We start from the raw sequence: 17,057 nt of genomic DNA, 5'->3' as shown, positions 1-17,057 counted from the left end.
GTTTCCTCCACCCACTCACCCATGTTATCAATAGCCACCTTCTCTGTTGTGGATACCCTTGACCGATGGCCATTAAAATCATGCTCTGGCTTATCTTGACCCTGATATCCACATCCTGGCTGGGTTGGTTCGGGTTGAATACACAACAAGCGGAGCGGGAAGCCGAATTTCGCACCACGCATCGCGAACTGAGCCAGCAGTTAGCTCAGCAGCAGGCTATTTTGTTTTTGGCGCTGGAACCGAGCCAACTGGTGCAATTGCAGCGCCACTTTCCTCAGTTAGTGGCGATAAACCAAACACCCGCAGACCAATCAAAAGCCGGTCAGCTAACCTTGCAAGTTCAGGGGGGCGATTACCGCTTATCTAACTCTTACAGTGGCAGCGGTTTACAGGTTAACGGCCAAAAACTCCTGCAAGTGGTGGGCTTACCGGCTAATTTTGACAGTTTGGTCTTACTCTATCAGCAGCATCAATTGGCGGTTCTGGGCCATTCATCAGCCAAAAGCTTCTGGCAGTGGCAAAAGCCCTTGGGAGAAGGGGAACAATCTTTCACCTTAATCGGCCATGCCACTCCCGTTTGGCGTGATTTACCTTGGTTTACCGCCCTACTGCTTTCGCTGATCGCCGCCGCCGTACTGTATGGCTGGCATCGCTGGCAACAGTTGGCGCTGTATCGCGCACATGCCGAGCAGCGGGCTAAATTTGCCGATCAAGCCAGACTGAATGCCATGGGGGAAATTGCGACCGGCATCGCCCATGAATTAAACCAGCCACTGACCGCGACGCTGACCTATAACCAGACTGCGCTAAGGTTATTACCGCCGCAGGACGAGAAAGTGGCGCCATTGCTGGTGGCTTCAGTTGAACAAATCAAACGGATTGCCGCTTTACTGGATCGCCTGCGCACCTTACTCAGCCGTGGGCAGGTAAATTTACAACCGGTGATAGTGGCAGATATCTGGCGGCGGGTTAAGGTGCTTTTGAGCCATGAAATTGCCGCAGCTAACATCATAATATTAAATAATATTCCGGCTCATTTGCCGCCCCTTCAGAGTGACCCTTTATGGCTAGAGCAGGTTCTACATAATTTACTCAGCAACGCCATTCACGCAATACAGCAATCCCCCAAGCCAACCGTCTATTTCACTGTTAGCCAGCAAGCCAAACAGTGGATTATTCAGATTGAAGATAATGGGCCGGGACTAAGTCAGCAGCAACTGGACAACCTGTTTACGCCTTTCTATACCACCCGTGAAAGTGGGCTGGGATTGGGGCTAACCTTGTGTGAAACATTGGTACAGCGAATGGGTGGCGACATAAAAGCGGGGAACAGTGAGCATGGCGGAGCCAGCTTTACCCTGACTTTTCCTCTGATTATCGGGAGCACGCATGACAAAACACATTTATCTGGTTGATGATGATGAGGGCGTACGTGCCGCATTGGCCACGTTGCTCACCACCATGGGCTGGGAAGTTAAAACATTCAGCGGCGGCCAAACTTTCCTCGATACTTTGGCCGTGACTCAACCAAGCTGTGTGCTGCTGGACATTCGTATGCCGGGTAAAAGCGGGATGACGATATTAGAAGCTATTCAATCTCGTGATAGCACCCTCCCGGTCATCATTATGACCGGGCATGGCAATGTTGAATTATGCCGCCGGGCTTTCAAAGGTGGCGCGCTGGAATTTTTAACCAAACCCATTGATGCCGATGTATTAATTGAAACCGTCAGTATGGCTCTGGAGCAGCATGAACAGGCGCTAGCTGCCCAGCAGCAACAGGCAAGTTATCAACAACGGCTCAACCAACTTTCCGCGCGCGAACGAGAAGTGGCGGCCCTGATTATTCAAGGGGAAACCAGTAAACAAATCGCTCACCTTTTGTCACTTTCACCACGCACTGTGGAAGCTCACCGCGCTAACCTCTTTGCCAAGTTGGAAGTAAGCTCTCTGGCGTTGCTTATTCATCATTATGCGCCCCTGATAGTCAGTCATTCATCACTGAAGATAGGTAGATCTACGGAGTAAAACGGGTAGTTAGCCGAATATTTTTTCACCACTTTTCGCCGTAGGATGGCGACACAGTGATGAAATCACTTCGCTAACAATAAGGATTTTATATGATCAAGCCTATTGCCCTGACCTCCGCCTTATTCATTGGCCTGATAACTCAAGCCTCTGCTGCGGGTTTAAACACTGAACGCAATCTCTCTCTGGCGCTGGCCACTGATTTAGCCAGCCGCACCCTCGCAATTTGCCAGGCTGATGGCTATAACGTCGCGGTAACTGTGGTGGATCGTGCGGGCATCATCAAAACAGTGCTGCGCGCGGATAACGCCGGGCCACATACCGTCAAAGCCAGTGAGCAAAAGGCTTTTACCGCGCTGTCGACCAAGACGCCAAGTGGGCAAGTGATGGAAAACAGTCAAAAAACACCTGCGGCCAATAACCTGAAAGATATTCCCGGTTTCTTGCTGTTAGGTGGCGGAGTGCCGGTGAAAGCAGGCGACGAAGTGGTTGGTGCGATAGGGGTTGCCGGTGCGCCGGGTGGTCATCTGGACGCACAATGTGCCACCCAAGCATTGGAAAAAATCAGTGCTCAGTTGAAAGCATAAGACGATAGATAAAGAATTTTAAGTAAAACGCCCCCATCCTCGGTACTGAGGATGGGGGCGTTTTTACAATGCATTGCTAATCATGCACGATTAATGATCAACAAAAGCAATTTTCAGCACAAACAGTAGCGCGACCACTACCACACATGGGCTGATTTCACGCCAACGGCCAGTACCCAACTTCATCAAGCAGTAAGAAATGAAGCCCAGCGCGATCCCTTCAGTGATAGAGAAGCTAAACGGCATCATCACCGCAGTGACAAACGCCGGAACAGCTTCAGTCAGGTCATCCCATTTCACTCGGGACAGGCTAGAGGTCATCAGCACGCCAACATAAATCAATGCACCGGCGGCGGCATAGGCAGGAACCATCCCAGCCAGCGGAGAAATAAACATCACCAGCAGGAACAAAATCCCGACCACGACTGCGGTTAAACCTGTACGGCCACCCACAGACACGCCAGAAGAGCTTTCGATATAAGCAGTGACTGACGAGGTGCCGATAAAGGCACCGGCAACAGAGCTGATGCTGTCCACATACAGCGCTTGTTTCATGCGCGGGAACTTACCTTTATCGTCGGTCAAACCGGCCTTATCCGTCACACCAATCAATGTGCCAGATGAATCAAACAGGTTAACCAGCATGAAAGAGAAAATGATCCCCGCCATACCGATATTCAGCGCGCTGGCTAAATCGACCTGCCCAACCACAGAAGTGACACTTGGCGGCATGGAGAAAATACCGGAGTAATGCACATCACCCAGTGCCCAGCCAATTAAGGTTGTCACCACAATAGAAACCAGCACCGCGGCATGAATATTGCGTGATGCCAGTACCGCGATAATAAAGAAGCCCAGCGCCCCCAGCAGCACACTGTGCGAAGCCAGATTACCCACCATCACCAGCGTATCCGGGTTGGCAACGACGATCCCGGCATTTTTCAGCCCCATCATGGCAATAAACAGACCAATACCGCTGGTAATCCCCACCCGTAGGCTCAATGGGATGTTAGCAATCATCCAGTAACGGATGCGGAAAATGGTCAGCAAAAGGAAACCGATTGCGCCCCAGAAGATAGCACCCATGCCAACTTGCCATGAAATACCCATCGCGCCAACCACGACAAAAGCGAAGAAAGCGTTAAGCCCCATCGCTGGTGCCAGCGCGACTGGCAAGTTAGCCAGTAAGCCCATAAAGATACTGCCAAATGCGGCGATCAGACAGGTGGTGACGAATACCGCCTGCACATCCATCCCGGCAACCCCTAAAATCTGTGGGTTGACGAACACGATGTAGACCATGGTCAGGAAGGTCGTGATGCCCGCAATTAATTCGGTCCGTGCGGTTGTACCATGTTGTTTCAGTTTAAAAACACGTTCGAGCAGCCCCTGCTCAGTATCAAGGTTTGGTTTACTCATTCGAGGAGTTCCACAGAAGGGAGTGATAGTTGGGGATATCCTATAACAAAAAAACTGTTGTTTAGAGCGAGATCACTGTCTTTTTGGCTATTTTTTATCTGCCTTGTTGCGCAACAGATCCCCTTGAGTTCCCCTGGTTTTATTCAACTTATTGAATTTTATTCATTTGGTATTAGTTATATTGCTAGTAGGGTGATTATTTATCGCATTCTGGGGCAGGATGGTTAAAGTGAGGTAAGCCGTAATTTAAACAATTCGTGATTTATACCATTAAAGGATGAGATGTGTGAGCCAGATAGAATGCGTTATGTTCGATTGCGACGGAACCTTGGTCGACAGTGAAGTTCTGTGCTGTCAGGCATACGTTGTGATGTTTGCCCATTATGATATTCACCTATCACTGGAAGAAGTGATTAAGCGTTTTAAAGGCGTAAAGCTCAATGAGATCGTCGCGCTGGTCAGTCAAGAAAATGGTCTGGATGAGCCGATAGATGCGCTGGAGAAACTCTATCGAGCGGAAGTCGCCCGTTTGTTCGATGCGGAGTTGCAGCCTATTGCCGGTGCCAAGGCGCTGTTAGAGCAAATTACCTTGCCGGTTTGCGTGGTTTCCAACGGACCAGTGAGCAAAATGCAGCACTCCCTTGGTCTGACCGGTTTATTGCCTTTCTTTGAAGAAAGGCTGTATAGCGGCTACGACATTCAACGTTGGAAGCCAGATCCAGCACTGATTTATCATGCCGCCAAAGAAATGCATGTTGCCGCTGAGCACTGTATTTTAGTTGAAGACTCAGCGGCAGGAACCCACGCTGGAATCGCGGCAGGTATACCGGTGTTTTATTACTGTGCCGACCCGCATAATCAGCCGATTCACCACCCACTGGTCACCATGTTTGATGATATGCAGCAACTGCCAGAGTTATGGCGCGCCAGAGGCTGGCACATTACTCGCAACTAATTATCGCCACATATTGATGACGCTGGGACATAACACCAGCGTCATCAGTAAGCTAGCGGGGTACCAGTGCTGATAAGGGTTTATTCTATAAAACCAAGTTTGAATACTTCCTTACCTGCCAAAGACTCTAAATTTGGTCGCTCTGGATAAAAGGGCAATAGCGGGAAGAAAACCGAGCCACCAATAATGCTTCTGCTGCTCGAATCTTTAGGGCGTAATCCCCAAATGTTCTGATATGTCATCGGCACCTCCTCTCCATTAACAGTAGCGTTACCGATATACAGCATAATGTGGCCCTCAATATAAATTAGAGTGGTGAAAGGTTTACCGTGATCTTTTAGATACTTTATTCGCTTATTAAGTGGCTGTTTGCTGAGGTCAACCACTCTGATTTCCTGTATCTGTTGTGCCGCATTTCTGGGTAGAAATAGACCAAAGGGTATCATCAGGCTGCGTATTTCTGCTGAACAGTCATTATAAAAATTATAATTTCCCCAACCATATGGCCTGCCACTCATTGATTTCATTAAAGTTGCTATATTGGCGGGCGTCATTTTCCACGGCATGGCGGTGAATTGATCTTTTTTCAGGGTAACCCAGTTAATTTCCACATGGCTATCACCTTTTCGGACTGGAATGGCGACCTGATAACTACCTGATTTCTCACTTCTGAAAGGTAGGATAGTCCCGGGACGGGCAGTAAAATAGAACTTTTCACCTTGATGCACAGATACGGGCTCTTTGATAACAGCGCCCAGGTTTTTCTCCGCCAGTGATATCCATTCAGCAATAAACTTCGGCCCCACAACAGCGACATCATCACTTTTTACCCATCCCGTTACAGTGGGAGAGGTAATGTATTTCCAGTTTTTATCCTGGCTGGTGGCAAAAATATAAATAGGAGTGCCGGGCCTAACCGAAGAATCCTGTAAATTATCAAAAGGATATCCCTGCCCCGCCTCACGAGGGTCATCATAAGCCGGATCGTCCGTTGGTAACATTCTCACTAACGTCTCTCTGAGAGTGATACCCCGGCCTGAAGGGTGATAAATGCCATCAATATTGATATCGGCATTATTTCTCACCGTCTCTTTCCAGACGGAAGAGTTCACTCTGAAATTTTCACCATAAGAAATACTGTCTTTACTCAGAAACTCTTTTATTATTTTATCATTCTTAATTATGACAGAATCACTTCCACTCAGAATGGATGATATATAATAGGGATTCCAAGGAGAATGATCCTCTTTATTCATTCCGAAATAATGCGATTTTAAGTTAGCGAAATTTCGCGTCTGAGCCGCTCCATCCATAACCGGAATGTTTATTTTCTCCGATTTGGGGGATATCCATTTATCAATAGATTGCGAATAATTATCCATCGGGAAAATAGCCTTGGTTGGGTCAACATAATCTAATCCCTCCGAATTTTTAGTGGTAACAGTGCCGACTTCCAAGCCCTGTGGCTCTTTCCCGGTCAAGGAACAAGAGACAAGACAAATAGACATCAGTAAAAGAAAATAAATTTTCATTGCTGCATCCCTGTAATGTAAAAACCAATTTACCTTACTATAAGAATTTTCTGGGCAACGCAAATTCTATTCTTATTTCATTTAGCTAATATTTATTTATCAAGTGAAATTCACAAAAATGATAATCATCATGGAAATTATTATCTCCATGATGATTATCATTTATTAAAATCTGGTAGCATTTCTTAGATAGGCATTACTTTTGAATTGCCGGTTAATAACCGTTTGATGGTATTTTGCTTCTTAATTACATGTTGTGGGCTAAACCGACGATTAAGGCCATTTGCCAGCAGATCCAACGCCAGACATAAGACAAAATAGATAAGTGCCACAAAAAGGAAAACTTCCATCGGGTAAACCATGCTGCGATTATTAACCTGAGTGGCCAAAAACGTCAGTTCATTGACCCCGACGATATAAGCCAATGAAGTATCTTTAATTAAGGAAATCCATTGATTAATAAATGACGGCACCATCATGCGCAATGCTTGTGGCAAGACCACAAACCACAATACTTGCCAGCGATTGAAGCCTAGTGATAGGCCTGCTTGCCATTGACCCGCCCCGATAGCGACAATGCCTGCTTTTACTGCATGGGCTAAGTAGGCTGAAGCAATCAATGCCAGCGCGCACACCACGGTAGTGATTTCTGGGATATCCACACCAAATACAATTGGCAGCAGGAAGTAAGTCCAAAAAATCAGCATTATCACCGGAATTGCCCGGAAAAAGCCTAAAATAGCGGCTAAGATGCCAGCCCAAACACCGCGAGACATCGCCAGCAAGACCCCAAAAATAGTGCCTAATATAGCCGATGCGACCCCAGCCATGAGGCTTATCAGCAAGGTTAATGCCGCGCCCCCCAAGGGGCCATCAGGGAAAGTCCCCCACAGCAGATAACGCCAGTTATCGGCGATAATGGTAAAATCCATTTCAGTGCCCCCTGATTGCGGTTCGCTGTTGACGCCACATACCCCAGGCTTCGATCAGCGCAATAATAGCGATATACAACACTGTTGCCACACCAAATGCCTGGAATGTCCGCAATGTTTCCGTCTCAACCTGACGTGATGCATATGAAAGCTCGGCCACACCAATCGCCATGGCTAATGATGAATTTTTAATAATATTCATGTATTGACCAAGCAATGGCGGCAGCGCGATTTTCAGTGCTTGTGGCAAGACGACATGGCGCATGGATTGCCACCCGGTAAGCCCCAAAGCATGGGCAGCATATTTTTGCCCTTTTGCCACTCCGCTAATCCCAGAGCGCAACTCCTCAGCAATAAATGCCGTGGAATAAAGCGTTAGCCCGATAAAACCGGCTAAAAACTCAAATGAAGGCCAGCTCAGAGTTAACCCGAACACATTGATTTCATGGGGAGTATTCAGCCAGGGTATCCAAGAGGCAGGTAAAAATTGACTCGCCGCAAAGTACCAAAAGAACAGTTGGATTAGCAGCGGAGTATTGCGAAATAGCGTGCTGTAACCAATAGCAAACCACTGCAACGCTTTGAGCTCACTGTCTCTGGCCGCCGCCAGCAGAAAACCCAAGAGTGTGGCAGCGACCACCGTGCAGGCAGAAATCCACAATGTCAGTAGAAATCCGTCCCACAACCAGCTGAGATATTGCGGGGCCAGCAGCCAATCAGTGAGATGATGTAGATTCATATTTTCCTATCAGCTTTAAAGCAAACAGCCCCGCATTATGATGAATGCAGGGCTTATGTCTTCTCATTTCAACACTGATCACGCTTTAGGCTGTTGATCCAATGGCGCAAATTTAAAGTCGCCACGTGGCTGAGCTGCGTTGGTTGCCGGGCCAAACCAGCGGTCATAAATCTTCGCGGCTTCACCGTCTTTTTCCAGCTTAACCAGTGTCTCATTCACACTGGCGGTTAAACGATCTTCACCTTTAGGAATACCGACACCTTGATACTCTTTGGTAATGCTGAATGGCGAGATTTCAAAATCAGCTTTTTGTGCCTCTGGCAGATTACCCAACAAACCCACTAATTTGGCATCATCTTGAGTGATTGCCTGCACATTCCCATTACGCAGGGCAGTAAATGCCAGCGGCGTATCATCATAGGAAATAACTTTAGCTGTTGGATAATGCTCACGCAGGGTTATTTCCTGTACGGTGCCTTTATCCGCACCGATACGTAACTTACCGATGTCTTCCGGTGTTTTTAGCACGCCTTTATGGGCGATAAATTTCTGCCCAGTAGCAAAATAAGGCAGACTGAAGTTCACTTCTTTGGCGCGCTCATCGGTAATGGTGAAGTTGGCAGCAATCAGATCCACTTTTTTAGCTGTCAGCAATGGAATACGGTTAGCCGGATTGGTGGCGCGTAATTCAACTTTGACACCTAAATCTTTAGCAATGGCATTTGCCACATCCACGTCATATCCCACCAGTTTTTTAGTCTGTGGGTCAATATAACCAAATGGTGGGTTGCTATCAAAAACAGCAATCCGCACCACTCCAGCTTGCTTGATATCATCCAGTTTATCAGCATGAGCCGCACCAGAAAGTGTCGCCAAACCGGCTAACAACGTTAATGCCAAAGCCGTTTTTTTCGTGGATAGAGATTGCTTCATTGAAAGCTCCTAACAGGATTAAGATATTGCGATGTGTGTAAGCTAGCAATTCGGCGTTAGGTCAGGAAATAATATAAAACGATATATTTATAACCAATTAATCTCAGTCAATTATTTACTGCTCCCGTTAACTTCAGCAGTGTCTGTTTCGGTGACTATCTTTTTAAGATTAACGACCTCAGCAGGTTTTATTTTACTCTTGGGCTGAGCCACAGACTCGTCAGCAATCTCTGACTGACCAATGAAGATACCGCCTTTTTTGATGGAGAAATTACTGCCTTTTACAATGCCATTTAAACGGCCATTCTCTAAAATTTCCAGATGCTGGGAAACACAAACCCCATCAATACGCCCATCGACCGTAATATGCGGCGCGGTTAAGTTCCCTTCAATATGGCCACTGCGCATCAATCTAATTGTGCCGTCAGTAACAGTAATATCACCGATTACCACGCCATAAATTTGAATATCGCCATCAAGGGTAATATCGCCGTTTAATTTTGTACCCGCGGCGATAATGGTATTTGTCTTCGCGGTATCAGAGGGAGGATTAGAGATTGGCGCAGCAGTATTTAGAGGAGAATGAGTCACCGGTGATACCTTTTCATGGTTACTTGATTTCTTTTTAAACATAATATTTATCAGTATGAAAATGAGGAATAAAGTCGGGGCAAGAAGAAGATAAAAAAACAAATTGTAGGCGATATAGCCAACCAAACATGTAGTCCATAGCACCCAGAACAGGCTAAGTGCAATATTATTTGGCCTATATAGACTTATATTCACTCATCCCGCCCAGTGTGAAACAATTAAATAAGACCTTGGTATTATGGCAATCAATGGAGGGTGAAATATAAACGGATGTAAAACTAACGGATAAGGAGAATAAAAGTGGGGTTAATACCTGAGGAAGGATGTTAATAAAGCGGCCCCAATCAAGCATAAATGCTCAACCTGATTGGGGAAGTCGTTATTTTTCAGTCTTACTCGAAAGCAGTTTCTCTAAATCATCACCACCAAGGTGGCGGAAATCTTGCCCTTTGACGAAGTAGAAAATGAATTCACAAATATTCTGGCAGCGATCCCCAATACGTTCAATTGAGCGAGCGCAGAACAGTGCCGTCAATACGCTGGGTATGGTGCGCGGATCTTCCATCATATAAGTCATCAACTGGCGCACTATGCCTTCATATTCTTGGTCAACTTTCCTATCTTCACGATAAATCCGGATGGCTTCATCTAAATCCATACGGGCAAAAGCATCCAGAACATCATGCAGCATCTGTACAGTATGACGGCCCAAAGACTCCAGACTGACCAATAAAGGTTGGTGCTGATGGGAGAACTTTTCCAGCGCTGTGCGGCAAATTTTATCCGCCACATCACCAATGCGTTCTAATTCAGAAATGGTCTTGATGATAGCCATCACCAAACGCAAGTCGCTAGCTGTTGGCTGACGTTTGGCAATGATGCGCACACAAGCTTCATCAATGGCCACTTCCATCATATTGACCTTTTTATCGCCAGCAATAACCTGCTTCGCTAATTCACCGTCCTGATTATGCATTGCGGTGATCGCGTCAGATAATTGTTGTTCCACCAGCCCGCCCATGGTTAACACTTGGGTGCGGATATGCTCGAGTTCGGCATTGAACTGGCCGGAAATATGTTTATTAAGATTCAGGTTATCCATGATACTTCCCGTACGTATAAGTAGGCGAAATGAATGTGATCGGCTCCAAAGCCATCAACCATAGCGACCAGTAATATAATCTTCCGTCTGTTTTTGCTGTGGGGCGGTAAACAGGGTGTCTGTATCACTGAATTCAATTAGCTCGCCCAGATACATAAATGCTGTGTGATCTGAACAGCGGGCTGCCTGCTGCATGTTGTGCGTAACAATCACCACGGTATAGTCAGATTTCAGCTCGCTGATCAGCTCTTCAATGCGACCGGTAGAGATTGGGTCAAGCGCTGAGCAAGGTTCATCAAGCAACAATACGTCCGGGCGAATAGCGATACCGCGGGCAATGCACAAACGCTGTTGTTGCCCACCGGACAAGCTGTAACCACTCTGGTGCAGCTTATCTTTAGTTTCATTCCACAGTGCAGCTTTGGTCAGAGCCCATTGCACGCGCTCATCCATATCGGTGCGCGACAAGTTCTCGAACAGTTTCACACCAAAAGCAATGTTATCGTAAATTGACATCGGGAACGGCGTTGGCTTTTGGAAAACCATGCCAACTTTTGCCCGCAACAACGCGATATCTTGTTTATCGGTCAGGATATTCTGCCCATCCAATAAAATATCGCCTTCAGCACGTTGATCCGGATACAGCTGGTACATTTTGTTAAAGGTGCGCAGCAGCGTCGATTTACCGCAACCTGATGGCCCGATGAATGCCGTGACCTGGTTTTTGGCAATATCCAGCGAGATGTTCTTCAGCGCATGGAATTTGCCGTAGTAGAAGTTCAGATCGCGAACCTGAATTTTGCTGTTGTTGATGTCAGTAGCCATACTCATCAAGACTTCTCTCTTTTAGCCAATGCCGCCGGAGCAGCATTTTGGAATTTATTGGCGAATCGGTATTTTCATGACTTATTGCTGATTTTCTCTCAGCCAATCAATGCTTTTTCTTCGCGAAAACAACCCGAGCCAGAATATTCAGTAACAGTACGCACAGGGTAATCAGCAGCACCCCTGCCCATGCCAGTTGTTGCCATTCGACAAACGGGCTCATGGCAAACTTAAATATGGTGACCGGTAAGTTGGCGATAGGCCGGCTCAGGTCGGTACTCCAGAACTGATTGGAAAGCGAGGTGAACAGCAATGGTGCTGTTTCGCCCGCAATACGCGCCACCGCCAGCAAAATGCCGGTCAGAATGCCGGAGATTGAGGCTTTCAAAGTAATCGCCGATATCATGCGCCACTTTGGTGTCCCTAATGCATAAGCTGCTTCTCGCAAGCTATCGGGCACCAGTTTCAGCATATTCTCGGTGGTACGAATAACAATCGGCACCTGTAACAGCGCCAGAGCAATCACCCCTGCCCAACCGGAGAAGTGCTCCATCTTGGCCACGACAATGGTGTACACAAACAGGCCGACCACGATGGAGGGCGCGGATAACAAAATATCGTTGATAAAGCGGGTGATTTCCGCCAGCCAGGATTTACGACCATATTCGGCCAGATAAATCCCTGCCATGATACCCAGTGGGGTACCAATGACTGTCGCCCACAGAATTAACAGGCCACTCCCGGCAATGGCATTGGCTAACCCCCCACCCGCGGTATTCGGTGGCGGCGTCATCTCGGTAAACAGTGCCAAAGACATGCCGTCGATACCTTTGGTCACTGTAGAGAATAAAATCCACACTAACCAAAACAAGCCAAATGCCATGGTTGCCATTGAAAGTATTAAGGCAATCCGGTTCTTTTGACGCCGCCAAGCCTGCTTTTTACGGCGGGTTTCTAACAGCGTCGCATCACTTCGCATATCCATCGTTGCCATCTTAGCGCCCCTCTTTCTTAGCCAGACGCAGAATCATGAGCTTAGATAAAGCCAGTACAATAAAGGTAATGACGAACAAGATCAGACCCAACTCCATCAACGCGGCGGTATGCAAGCCGGACTCGGCTTCAGCAAATTCATTCGCCAGCGCGGAAGTAATACTGTTGCCCGGCATAAACAGCGAGAAGCTGTCGAGCTGGTAGGTATTACCGATAATAAAGGTCACCGCCATGGTTTCACCCAATGCACGACCCAGCCCCAACATCACGCCACCAATAACACCATTTTTGGTATAAGGCAGCACAATGCGCCAGATAACTTCCCAAGTGGTGCAGCCAATACCGTAAGCCGACTCTTTCATCATCACTGGGGTTTGTTCAAACACATCGCGCATCACTGCCGCAATGTAAGGAATAATCATGATGGCTAAGATGACACCGGCCGCCAGAATACCAATACCGAATGCGGGGCCTGAGAACAGCACACCAATAATGGGGATACCGGACATCACGTTACCGACAGGCTCTTGAAAATAACGGGCAAAGAGGGGAGCGAATACAAACAAACCCCACATACCGTAAACAATACTTGGGATTGCCGCCAGTAACTCAATAGCCACACCCAGTGGGCGTTTTAACCAGTTTGGTGCTAACTCAGTCAGGAACAGGGCAATACCAAAACTGACGGGAACCGCAATGAGCAAGGCAATAACAGAGGTCACAATTGTGCCGTAAATTGGCACCAATGCACCGAACTGCTCAGCCGGAGGATCCCACTCTTTGGTCCACAGGAAAGCAAAACCAAACTTTTCGATACTTGGCCAGGAAGCCACAATCAATGAAACGATTATGCCGCCCAACATAAATAGGGTAATCAGCGCTGCCAGCTTAACCAGCGCACTGAAAATGATGTCACCGTATTTACTCGGTGCTTTGATCGTCGGCTTATAAGCAGCCATAGACTCTCTTCTCATCGGGGTATTATTTCCCTCCCCAAATAGGGAGGGAGCAATTGATTAAACCAATCTTGTATAAATCACTTATTGGAGCAAAAGCATCGAACGCAAACTGTATTCAATCAGAACAGTGGCTTACCGCTGCTGTCTTTAATCTGAGTTTTCCAGGCTGCACGTACTTGCTCTACCACTTCATCTGGCAATGTTGCGTAATCCAGTGCGTTAGCTTGTTTAGCGCCGTTTTTATAGGCCCAATCAAAGAACTTCAGCACTTCAGTGCCGCTAGCAGGATTTTTCTGCTCTTTGTGCATCAAAATGAATGTTGTTGATGTAATTGGCCATACATCATCACCTTTTTGATTGGTCAAATCTTGAGCGAATGTTTTGCTCCAGTCTACACCTTTTGCCGCAGAGCTAAAGCTGTGCTCAGTCGGGCTCACTGGTTTCCCATCAGCAGAAATCAGTTTGGTGTAAGCCAGATTATTCTGTTTGGCATAGGCATATTCTACGTAGCCAATAGCACCTGGCAGACGTTGAACGAATGCGGCAATACCATCGTTACCTTTACCGCCCAAACCTGTTGGCCAGTTAACAGTAGAGCCCGCGCCCACTTTTTCTTTCCAGTCTGCATTCACTTTAGCCAGGTAGCTGGTGAACACGAATGAAGTACCGGAACCATCAGCACGACGTACGACAGCAATATTTTGATCAGGTAGTTTAACGCCCGGATTCAGCTTCACAATCGCCGGGTCATTCCACTTTTTCACATTGCCCAGGTAGATATCACCCAGTGTTTTACCATCTAATGTTAGCTCACCGGACTTAATGCCAGGGATATTCACGGCTAGCACCACACCGCCAATCACTGTTGGGAATTGGAACAAACCTTCAGCAGCCAATTTGTCGTCTGCTAATGGCGCATCAGAAGCACCGAAATCAACAGTATTGGCAATGATTTGTTTCACGCCACCTGAAGAACCGATCCCCTGATAGTTAACTTTGTTACCTGTTTCTTTCTGATAAGAATCTGCCCACTTGGCATACACCGGCGCGGGGAATGTCGCACCTGCACCTGTCAGGCTTGCAGCAGCGAACGCGGACACAGTGGTCATAGATAAAGTCGCTGCCACAATGCTGGCTACGGTGGTACGCATCAGTTTCATAATCCCTCCTAATGGGATATTAGAATTAACTCTAAATTGTTTTCATCAGATTAAGTATGGTGCAGGAGGGAAAATAGGACAGTTTAATGACAGAAAAATGTACGTAATGTTACAGTTATATGACAAGGAATTGGGGCAACCATAAAAACATTAATTATCAAAAAGTTAGTCGTTATTTTTTATCTTTAATTCATGAATAAGTTCATTTTATCATTTATAAGGCAGCAAAATATCTGACTATTTTCTCATCGAAAATGACAATTTATTACTGAGTGGCGAAAGACAAAAAAGCCGACAAATGCCGGCTTTTATTTATGGGATACTGGTTATGCGTTATTCAACCGTTACCGATTTCGCCAGGTTGCGTGGTTTATCCACATCAGTACCTTTAATCAGCGCAACATGGTAAGCCAGTAGCTGTAGCGGCACGGTGTAGAAAATTGGCGCAATAATCTCTTCAACATGAGGCAATGGCACAATCTTAACCCCTTCGCTGTTGGTAAAACCGGCATCTGCATCAGCAAACACATACAGCAAGCCACCGCGAGCGCGAACCTCTTCAATGTTGGATTTCAGTTTTTCCAATAATTCATTGTTAGGTGCCACCACGATAACGGGCATATTGGCATCAATCAAAGCTAATGGGCCGTGTTTCAACTCACCGGCAGCGTAAGCTTCAGCATGAATATAAGAAATCTCCTTCAGCTTCAGTGCGCCTTCCATTGCGATCGGGTATTGATCACCGCGACCCAGGAACAATGCATTGTGCTTATCAGAGAAACCTTCGGCTAAGGCTTCAATGGTTTTATCCAGCGACAACATTTGCTCAATATGGACAGGTAAGGATTGCAATGCTTCAACAATTTCTTGTTCCAGCTTCAAGCCGTCCTTAATGCCTTTCAGTAAACCAATACGGCCGACCAACATCAATAATACGGTCAATTGAGTGGTAAAAGCTTTGGTTGAGGCAACGCCAATCTCAGTCCCGGCTTTGGTCATCAGAGCCAAATCTGATTCACGAACCAGTGATGAACCTGCAACGTTACAAATTGCCAGCGAGCCTAAATAGCCCAGCTCTTTCGACAAGCGCAAAGCCGCCAAGGTATCGGCCGTTTCACCCGATTGTGACAACGTGATTAACAGACTATTCGGGCGCACCGCAGGTTTGCGATAACGGAATTCAGAGGCAATTTCAACATCACAAGGCACGCCAGCCAGAGCTTCAAACCAATAACGTGAAACCATACCCGAGTTGTAAGAAGTACCACAGGCTATGATTTGAATATGTTGGACATCAGCCAGCAAAGCATCAGCGTTCGGGCCTAGCTCAGACAAGTCAATTTTTCCGTTATTTAGGCGGCCTTCCAACGTATTTTTAATTGCTGTTGGCTGCTCATAAATCTCTTTTTGCATGTAGTGGCGATAAACACCTTTGTCGCCTGCATCGTACTGCAACTGAGATTCAGTTTCCGGACGCTCAATGGCATTGCCTTGTTTGTCAAAAATACTGACGCTGTGGCGAGTCACTTCAACCACATCACCTTCTTCAAGGAAAATGAAACGGCGGGTAACAGGTAACAGAGCAAGCTGGTCAGAGGCGATAAAGTTTTCACCAATGCCACAACCGATAACCAATGGGCTACCTGAACGAGCGGCAACCAAGCGGCTTGGGTCACGGCTATCCATCACCACAGTGCCGTATGCGCCACGCAGTTGTGGGATAACACGCTTCACCACTTCCAACAAAGAACCGCCTTGTTGCTGTTCCCAATGGACCAGGTGAGCGATAACTTCAGTATCAGTTTCAGAGCTGAAGCTATAGCCACGACTCGCCAGTAACTCACGCAAAGGTTCGTGATTTTCGATAATGCCGTTATGAACCACGGAGATATAATCAGAAACATGCGGGTGAGCATTCGCCTCAGATGGCGCACCATGAGTGGCCCAGCGGGTGTGCGCAATGCCGGTACCACCGTGCAGATCTTGCTTTTCAGCAGCATCCGACAGTTCTTGTACCTTGCCCAACCGACGCAAGCGCGTCAAATGGCCTTCAGCATCAACGACTGCCAAACCAGCAGAGTCATAGCCACGGTATTCCAGACGACGTAAACCTTCGATCAGAATCTCAGCGATATCACGTTGCGCTACTGCGCCAACAATTCCACACATCTGTTTTATTCCTATGTAAGGTTCTTTAAGAACCTTGTCGATGTCAGTGACCTGATTGATCCGGATTTTCCGGGTTCCCCGAGCCTGTAGAGTTGGGGATTATTATGTTTTGTTCTGTATTCTCGGCAGAGAT

Annotated in this window: 16 protein-coding genes; 4 read left to right on the top strand and 12 right to left on the bottom strand. The window is 47.0% G+C overall.

Annotated features, from left to right (window positions below):
- Window positions 1-65 precede the first annotated feature (65 nt).
- The 3 genes from N0H69_RS22110 (at window position 66) to N0H69_RS22100 (ending at window position 2,615) form a co-directional block, all read left to right on the top strand.
- The gene (locus N0H69_RS22110) at window positions 66-1,415 is read left to right on the top strand and encodes a sensor histidine kinase (protein WP_050151836.1); all 1,350 of its coding nucleotides are present in this window, start codon (window positions 66-68) and stop codon (window positions 1,413-1,415) included.
- Entirely contained in the window at window positions 1,390-2,028 is a 639-nt protein-coding gene (locus tag N0H69_RS22105; protein ID WP_050151835.1) for a response regulator transcription factor, read from the top strand. The genes N0H69_RS22110 and N0H69_RS22105 overlap by 26 nt, the downstream gene beginning before the upstream one ends.
- A gap of 92 nt (window positions 2,029-2,120) precedes the next feature.
- Entirely contained in the window at window positions 2,121-2,615 is a 495-nt protein-coding gene (locus N0H69_RS22100) for a GlcG/HbpS family heme-binding protein (RefSeq protein WP_004707304.1), read from the top strand.
- A 90-nt stretch (window positions 2,616-2,705) separates the two neighbouring features.
- On the opposite strand, the gene N0H69_RS22095 is transcribed toward N0H69_RS22100, so the two are convergent.
- A complete protein-coding gene (locus N0H69_RS22095; RefSeq protein ID WP_050151833.1) occupies window positions 2,706-4,034 on the bottom strand; it encodes an NCS2 family permease in 1,329 nt (442 codons plus the stop codon).
- A 286-nt stretch (window positions 4,035-4,320) separates the two neighbouring features.
- On the opposite strand from N0H69_RS22095, the gene yieH reads away from it, so the two are divergent.
- Window positions 4,321-4,989 carry a 6-phosphogluconate phosphatase gene (gene yieH, locus N0H69_RS22090; RefSeq protein WP_050109290.1) on the top strand — a complete coding sequence of 223 codons (669 nt, stop codon included), beginning with the start codon at window positions 4,321-4,323 and terminating at the stop codon, window positions 4,987-4,989.
- A gap of 80 nt (window positions 4,990-5,069) precedes the next feature.
- Here the strand turns inward: yieH and N0H69_RS22085 are convergent, their stop codons facing one another.
- The 11 genes from N0H69_RS22085 to glmS all read right to left on the bottom strand — a co-directional run bounded on the left by N0H69_RS22085 (window position 5,070) and on the right by glmS (window position 16,924).
- The gene (locus tag N0H69_RS22085; protein WP_050109291.1) at window positions 5,070-6,521 is read right to left on the bottom strand and encodes an SH3 domain-containing protein; all 1,452 of its coding nucleotides are present in this window, start codon (window positions 6,519-6,521) and stop codon (window positions 5,070-5,072) included.
- Window positions 6,522-6,706: 185 nt separating this feature from the next.
- A complete protein-coding gene (locus N0H69_RS22080) occupies window positions 6,707-7,453 on the bottom strand; it encodes an amino acid ABC transporter permease (protein ID WP_050109292.1) in 747 nt (248 codons plus the stop codon).
- Between the two features lies 1 nt (window position 7,454).
- The gene (locus tag N0H69_RS22075; protein WP_050123855.1) at window positions 7,455-8,192 is read right to left on the bottom strand and encodes an amino acid ABC transporter permease; all 738 of its coding nucleotides are present in this window, start codon (window positions 8,190-8,192) and stop codon (window positions 7,455-7,457) included.
- A gap of 78 nt (window positions 8,193-8,270) precedes the next feature.
- Window positions 8,271-9,125, bottom strand: coding sequence for an ABC transporter substrate-binding protein (locus N0H69_RS22070; RefSeq protein WP_050109294.1), 855 nt, complete (start codon window positions 9,123-9,125; stop codon window positions 8,271-8,273).
- Window positions 9,126-9,236: 111 nt separating this feature from the next.
- Complete coding sequence (locus tag N0H69_RS22065) at window positions 9,237-9,842, bottom strand: bactofilin family protein (protein WP_253272123.1); 606 nt, start codon at window positions 9,840-9,842, stop codon at window positions 9,237-9,239.
- Window positions 9,843-10,095: 253 nt separating this feature from the next.
- Window positions 10,096-10,818, bottom strand: a complete 723-nt coding sequence (gene phoU / locus N0H69_RS22060) for a phosphate signaling complex protein PhoU (RefSeq protein WP_050109295.1) — start codon at window positions 10,816-10,818, stop codon at window positions 10,096-10,098.
- A gap of 54 nt (window positions 10,819-10,872) precedes the next feature.
- On the bottom strand, window positions 10,873-11,649 hold the full coding sequence (gene pstB / locus N0H69_RS22055) for a phosphate ABC transporter ATP-binding protein PstB (protein ID WP_038637726.1): 777 nt from the start codon (window positions 11,647-11,649) through the stop codon (window positions 10,873-10,875).
- Between the two features lie 100 nt (window positions 11,650-11,749).
- Window positions 11,750-12,637: a phosphate ABC transporter permease PstA gene (gene pstA / locus N0H69_RS22050; protein ID WP_050109296.1), complete on the bottom strand. Its 888-nt coding sequence runs from the start codon at window positions 12,635-12,637 to the stop codon at window positions 11,750-11,752.
- 1 nt (window position 12,638) lies between these two features.
- On the bottom strand, window positions 12,639-13,595 hold the full coding sequence (gene pstC / locus N0H69_RS22045) for a phosphate ABC transporter permease PstC (protein ID WP_050109297.1): 957 nt from the start codon (window positions 13,593-13,595) through the stop codon (window positions 12,639-12,641).
- Window positions 13,596-13,714: 119 nt separating this feature from the next.
- Complete coding sequence (pstS, locus tag N0H69_RS22040; RefSeq protein ID WP_050109298.1) at window positions 13,715-14,755, bottom strand: phosphate ABC transporter substrate-binding protein PstS; 1,041 nt, start codon at window positions 14,753-14,755, stop codon at window positions 13,715-13,717.
- A gap of 333 nt (window positions 14,756-15,088) precedes the next feature.
- Window positions 15,089-16,924 (bottom strand): glutamine--fructose-6-phosphate transaminase (isomerizing), encoded by a 1,836-nt coding sequence (gene glmS, locus N0H69_RS22035; protein WP_050135157.1) that lies wholly within the window; start codon window positions 16,922-16,924, stop codon window positions 15,089-15,091.
- Between the last annotated feature and the right edge of the window lie 133 nt (window positions 16,925-17,057).

It is taken from the genome of Yersinia alsatica, from assembly GCF_025133195.1.
GTDB lineage: Bacteria > Pseudomonadota > Gammaproteobacteria > Enterobacterales > Enterobacteriaceae > Yersinia > Yersinia alsatica.
Note: the sequence above shows the minus strand (reverse complement) of the source record. Positions and strands in the feature narration are given on the sequence as shown.